Genomic DNA, 5,383 nt, shown 5'->3' on the forward strand with positions numbered 1-5,383 from the left:
CCCTGGACCGCGCCAAGCCGCTCCTGACGGGACCCACCGCATGACCGGCCAGCACGGAACCGGAAGCACGCCGGACCACCCTTCGGACGCCGGCGAAGCCTGGCGGGTACCGTCCGACACCGCCGGTTCCGGCGGGGCCGGGAGCGTGCCGGGGCGATCCCCGCAGGGCGCCGGACGCACCGCCGCCGCGCCGTCCGGCCCCGAGGGCCGTTCGGCGGCCGAGGAGACGCCCCGGCGCGCACCCGGCTCCGCCGGTACCGCCCCCGCCACGGCCCCCGCCACGGAACCGGGCAGGGCCATCACCCCGGAGCCCGCCCCGCGCCCCGGCGGAACACGCGGCACCGCCACAGCCCCCGCCGCAGAGCCCGGCCGAGCCCCCGCCCCCGGCACGGGACCCCGCACGGCCATCCGCCGAGCCACCCGCAGGGTCCGCCTTGCCGCCGCCGTCCTCGCCGTCCTCGCCGCCGGCGCCGTCATCCTCGCCGTCCTGAACTCCGGCACCCGCCACGGCCACCTCGACCCCCGCTCCGCCGACCCCACCGGCAGCCGCGCCGTAGCCGAGCTCCTCAAGGAGCGCGGCGTCACGACCCGCGTCGTCACCACCGCCCGCGAGGCCGCCGACGCGACCGGCCCCCGCACCACCCTCCTCGTCACCGAACCGGACCTGCTCGGCGCCACCCAGCGCAGCGTCATCCGCTCGGCCATCGACCTCTCCGGCGGCCGCACCGTCCTCCTCGCCCCCGGCGACACCGGCCTCTCCGACCTGTCCCCCGGGGTCCGCACCGAGGGCGACGCCACCACCGACGACCTCGACCCCCGCTGCACCCTGCCCGCCGCCGGCTCGGCCGGCCGCGCCGGCACCGGCGGCGGCCTCCGCTACAGCACCACCGTCCCCGGAGCCACCGCCTGCTACCCCAGCGGCGGCCACCCCACCCTCCTCGTCCTCCCCACCGGCACCACCGGCGGCGACACGGTCCTCCTCGGCTCCGAGACGATCCTCCTCAACGAGAGCCTTGCCGAGGAGGGCAACGCCTCCCTCGCCCTCCAGCTCCTCGGCTCCCGCCCGGACCTCGTGTGGTACCTGCCGTCCCTCGCCGACTCCGACCCGTCCGCCGGCGCCGGAGACGAGGACAAGACCCTCTTCGAGCTCGTCCCGGCCGGCTGGTCCTGGGCCCTGCTCCAGCTTTTCGTCGCCGCCGTCCTCGCCGCCCTCTGGCGCGCCCGCCGACTGGGTCCCCTCGTCACCGAGAAGCTCCCCGTCGTCATCCGCGCCTCCGAGACCACCGAGGGCCGGGCCCGCCTCTACCGCAAGGCCGGGGCCCGCGACCGCGCCGCCACCGTGCTGCGCGCCGCCGCCCGAGAACGTCTGGCCGCACTGGTCGGCGTACCGCCCACCCGGGCCCACGAACCCACCGCACTGGTCCCGGCCGTCTCCGCCCGCCTGACCGGCGGACCCCGGGACGTGACCGCCCTGCTCTTCGGCACCACCCCCTCCGACGACGCGGCCCTCGTCGCGCTCGCCGACCACCTCGACGCCCTCGAAAGAGAGGTCCGCACGTCATGACGTACCCGGCCACCGAGTCCACGGCCGCGACCGCGGACAGCGCCCGCGCTTCCCTCGAAGCGCTCCGCACCGAGATCGGCAAGGCCGTGGTCGGTCAGGACTCCGCCGTCACCGGCCTCGTCGTCGCGCTGCTGTGCCGCGGCCACGTCCTCCTCGAAGGCGTCCCCGGCGTCGCCAAGACCCTCCTCGTGCGTGCGCTGGCCGCATCCCTGGAACTCGACACCAAGCGCGTCCAGTTCACCCCTGACCTGATGCCCAGCGACGTCACCGGCTCGCTCGTCTACGACGCCCGCACCGCCGAGTTCTCCTTCCAGGACGGCCCGGTCTTCACCAACCTCCTCCTCGCGGACGAGATCAACCGGACCCCGCCCAAAACGCAGTCCTCGCTCCTGGAGGCGATGGAGGAGCGCCAGGTCACCGTCGACGGCACTCCCCGCAAGCTCCCCGAGCCGTTCCTCGTCGCCGCCACCATGAACCCGGTCGAGTACGAGGGCACGTACCCCCTGCCCGAAGCCCAGCTGGACCGCTTCCTCCTCAAGCTCACCGTGCCCCTCCCCTCCCGCGAGGACGAGATCGGCGTCCTGAGCCGCCACGCCGCCGGCTTCGACCCCCGCGACCTGAAGGCCGCGGGCATCCGCCCGGTCGCCGGCCCGGCCCAGCTCGAAGCGGCCCGCGACGCCGTCGCCCGGGTCTCCGTCTCCCCCGAGATCGCCGGCTACGTCGTCGACATCTGCCGCGCCACCCGCGAATCGCCCTCGCTCGTCCTCGGTGTCTCCCCGCGCGGCGCGACCGCCCTGCTCGCCACCGCCCGCGCCTGGGCCTGGCTCACCGGCCGCGACTACGTCACCCCCGACGACGTCAAGGCGCTCTCCCTCCCGACGCTGCGCCACCGCGTGCAGCTGCGCCCGGAGGCGGAGATGGAGGGCGTCACCGCCGACGCCGTCATCACGGCGATCCTCTCCCACGTCCCCGTCCCGCGCTGATGGCCCTCACCGGACGCGCCGCCCTGCTGGCGGCCCTCGGCAGCATCCCGGTCGGCGTCCTGGAGCCGAGCTGGGCGGGCATGCTCGCGGTCAACGGCCCGATCGCGCTGGCCTGCGCGGTCGACTACGCCTTGGCCGCGCCGGTACGCAGCCTCGTGCTGGCCCGCTCCGGCGACAGCTCGGTACGCCTGGGCGAGCCGGCGGACGTCCACCTCACCGCCACCAACCCCAGCAACCGCAAGCTGCGCGCCCGGGTGCGCGACGCCTGGCCCCCGAGCAGCTGGGTTCCGGGCACGGAGGCCGCGGCGTCCCGCCACGAGGTGGTCGTCCCGGCGGGGGAACGCCGCCGGCTGACGACGCGCCTGCGCCCCACCCGCCGCGGCGACCGCCACGCCGACCGCGTCACGATCCGCTCGTTCGGCCCGCTGGGCCTGTGGGCCCGCCAGGGCTCCCGGGTGGTCCCCTGGACGGTCCGCGTCCTGCCCCCGTTCACCAGCCGCAAGCACCTCCCGTCCCGGCTGGCCCGGCTGCGGGAACTGGACGGCCGCACCAGCCTCCTGACGCGCGGTGAGGGCACCGAGTTCGACAGCCTGCGCGACTACGTGCCCGGGGACGACACCCGTTCCATCGACTGGCGTGCCACGGCCCGCCGGCCCAAGGTGGCCGTCCGCACCTGGCGCCCCGAACGCGACCGCCACATCCTGATCTGCCTCGACACCGGCCGCACCTCAGCGGGCCGCGTCGGCGACTCCCCCCGCCTGGACTCCTCCATGGACGCGGCCCTGCTCCTCGCGGCCCTGGCCACCCGCGCCGGCGACCGGGTGGACCTCCTGGCCCACGACCGCCGCCCCCGCGCCCAGGTCCAGGGCCGGTCTCCGGCCGACGTCCTGCCCTCCTTCGTGAATGCGATGGCCACCCTCGAACCGGAACTGGTCGAGACGGACTCCCGCACCCTGGTGTCCACCATCCTCCGCAATGCCCCGCGCAGCTCCCTGGTGGTCCTCCTGACGAGCCTGGACGCCGCCCCGATCGAAGAGGGCCTGCTCCCGCTGCTCCCGCGTCTCACACAGCGCCACACGGTTCTGCTGGCCTCGGTGGCCGACCCCCACGTCGCGGCGATGGCCGCCTCCCGGGGCAGTGCGGACGCGGTCTACGAGGCCGCGGCCGCCACCCAGACCCGGGCCCAGCGCCACCGCACGGCCGACCAGCTCGCCCGCCATGGTGTCCACGTCGTCGACGCCACCCCCGACACCCTGGCCCCCTCCCTGGCCGACGCCTACCTCTCCCTCAAAGCCGCCGGCCGCCTGTAGCACAACTCCGCTCGGGCCATCGCCGGGCTGGATACGCTGGTTGGGACCCATCAGGAGGACATCATGGCCGACCTCACCCCCGAGCAGATGCGCCGCATGCACGACTTCGCGGAACAGCTCGCGGAGCTGGCCGAGCACCAGGAAGACCAATGGAAGGTGCAGACCACCGACGGTCAGATCTTCCTCACGATGATGAGCCCCACGGCTCCCCACGGGCTCAATGTGGTGCGTCTACGCCGTCAGATCGAGGCCCAGACGCCAGAAGTCATGGCCCTCAATGACACGAACATGGGTGATCCTCAGACCGGCTTGACCAAGGTCCCCGATCTCATGGTCATCGCGGAGGAAGACACCGACGACACCGCCAAGGTCGTCAACGCCCGCGACGTCCTGCTGGTGGTCGAGGTCGTCTCACGCACGAACTCGCTGACTGACATCCGCGACAATCTGCACGACTACCCCAGGATGGGAGTGCCGCTGTACGTCGTCGTAGATCCCCGCAAGGACAAGAAGACAGTCACCGTGCACAGCGACCCCTCATCGGGACCCGACGGCATCCGCTACCGGAAAGCGGTCCCCTACGCCTTCGGAGACCCCGTCACCGCCGGCCGCTGGACGCTCGACACGAACAGCCTCAAGAGCTATCCCGCCGACTGGTGAAACGGGCCCCGTCCGACTCCGGTCCGGCCGAAGGCCCGTGAACGCAGAAGAGCCCCGCACCCGAAAGGTGCCGGGCTCTTCTGCACACCCGCTCCGGCGCTAGTACTGCCAGCGCGGCTGGGTGCCGTCCAGCCGGCAATGGATCACGCGCCCGTTCCCCGCGTGGGTGGAGCGGCCCAGGTCGGCCCTCCGGCAGAACTGGCCCGCGTTGTAGCAGTTCCCCGCGTTGGAGACGATCTCGCACTCGGCCTTCGCCGGCGGGGCCGGGGCCTTCGTCGTGGCCGGAGCCGCCGGCTTGGTCGTCCGTGTGGCGGGCGGCTTCGGATCGGCCGTACGCGTCACCGCGGGAGCGGCCGGACTCGGCCGGGCCGAGGTCGGCGAAGGCGACGCCGAAGGCGTGGGCGTCGATGACGGGGAAGGAGACGGGGAGGGCGGGAGAGAAGGCTCGGCGGACGTCTGCGACGGGACCGCCGAGGTGGCGACCGAGGGCAGCGACACCGCCGGCCCGTTCCCCTCCGCCGGACCGCAGGCGACGGTGACGCCGGCCACCACCAGCCCGACCAGCAGTCGCTTGACCGTCCCCCGCGTACGTCTGCCGTCCACTGTGCGCATCCGTGCCCCCGCTCCAAGCTGTTTGAAGGAGGCACATCATATGAACACCCGTTCCGCTTCCGCCGGGTTTCACGAGAACCAGGGCCCGCAAACGCAGAAAAGCCCCGCACCGAACCCGTGAAGGGTTGGTGCGGGGCTTTCCCACAATGATTGTTCGGCGGCGTCCTACTCTCCCACAGGGTCCCCCCTGCAGTACCATCGGCGCTGAAAGGCTTAGCTTCCGGGTTCGGAATGTAACCGGGCGTTTCCCTAAC

Annotated in this window: 5 protein-coding genes and 1 rRNA gene; 4 read left to right on the forward strand and 2 right to left on the reverse strand. The window is 73.6% G+C overall.

What is annotated here, in order from left to right:
• Positions 1–406: 406 nt before the first annotated feature.
• The 4 genes from E6U81_RS39270 (at position 407) to E6U81_RS39285 (ending at position 4,517) form a co-directional block, all read left to right on the forward strand.
• Positions 407–1,564 carry a DUF4350 domain-containing protein gene (locus tag E6U81_RS39270; RefSeq protein WP_240804286.1) on the forward strand — a complete coding sequence of 386 codons (1,158 nt, stop codon included), beginning with the start codon at positions 407–409 and terminating at the stop codon, positions 1,562–1,564.
• A complete protein-coding gene (locus tag E6U81_RS39275) occupies positions 1,561–2,547 on the forward strand; it encodes a MoxR family ATPase (RefSeq protein WP_136234770.1) in 987 nt (328 codons plus the stop codon). Before E6U81_RS39270 ends, E6U81_RS39275 begins: the two co-directional genes overlap by 4 nt.
• Positions 2,547–3,857 (forward strand): DUF58 domain-containing protein, encoded by a 1,311-nt coding sequence (locus E6U81_RS39280; protein WP_136234771.1) that lies wholly within the window; start codon positions 2,547–2,549, stop codon positions 3,855–3,857. Before E6U81_RS39275 ends, E6U81_RS39280 begins: the two co-directional genes overlap by 1 nt.
• Before the next feature lie 63 nt (positions 3,858–3,920).
• Positions 3,921–4,517, forward strand: a complete 597-nt coding sequence (locus tag E6U81_RS39285; protein ID WP_136234772.1) for a Uma2 family endonuclease — start codon at positions 3,921–3,923, stop codon at positions 4,515–4,517.
• Between the two features lie 99 nt (positions 4,518–4,616).
• Here E6U81_RS39285 and E6U81_RS39290 read toward each other — a convergent pair whose 3' ends face one another.
• The gene (locus E6U81_RS39290) at positions 4,617–5,129 is read right to left on the reverse strand and encodes a hypothetical protein (RefSeq protein WP_136234773.1); all 513 of its coding nucleotides are present in this window, start codon (positions 5,127–5,129) and stop codon (positions 4,617–4,619) included.
• Between the two features lie 152 nt (positions 5,130–5,281).
• Positions 5,282–5,383 (reverse strand): 5S ribosomal RNA (gene rrf / locus E6U81_RS39295); the annotation flags it as partial.

It is taken from the genome of Streptomyces sp. A0592, assembly GCF_004795115.1.
GTDB classification, from domain to species: domain Bacteria; phylum Actinomycetota; class Actinomycetes; order Streptomycetales; family Streptomycetaceae; genus Streptomyces; species Streptomyces erythrochromogenes.

Coding starts and splice junctions, on each gene's coding strand:
- E6U81_RS39285 (WP_136234772.1), top strand. CDS start 3,921: ATGGCCGACCTCACCCCCGAGCAGATGCGCCGCATGCACGACTTCGCG.
- E6U81_RS39275 (WP_136234770.1), top strand. CDS start 1,561: ATGACGTACCCGGCCACCGAGTCCACGGCCGCGACCGCGGACAGCGCC.
- E6U81_RS39280 (WP_136234771.1), top strand. CDS start 2,547: ATGGCCCTCACCGGACGCGCCGCCCTGCTGGCGGCCCTCGGCAGCATC.
- E6U81_RS39290 (WP_136234773.1), bottom strand. CDS start 5,129: ATGCGCACAGTGGACGGCAGACGTACGCGGGGGACGGTCAAGCGACTG.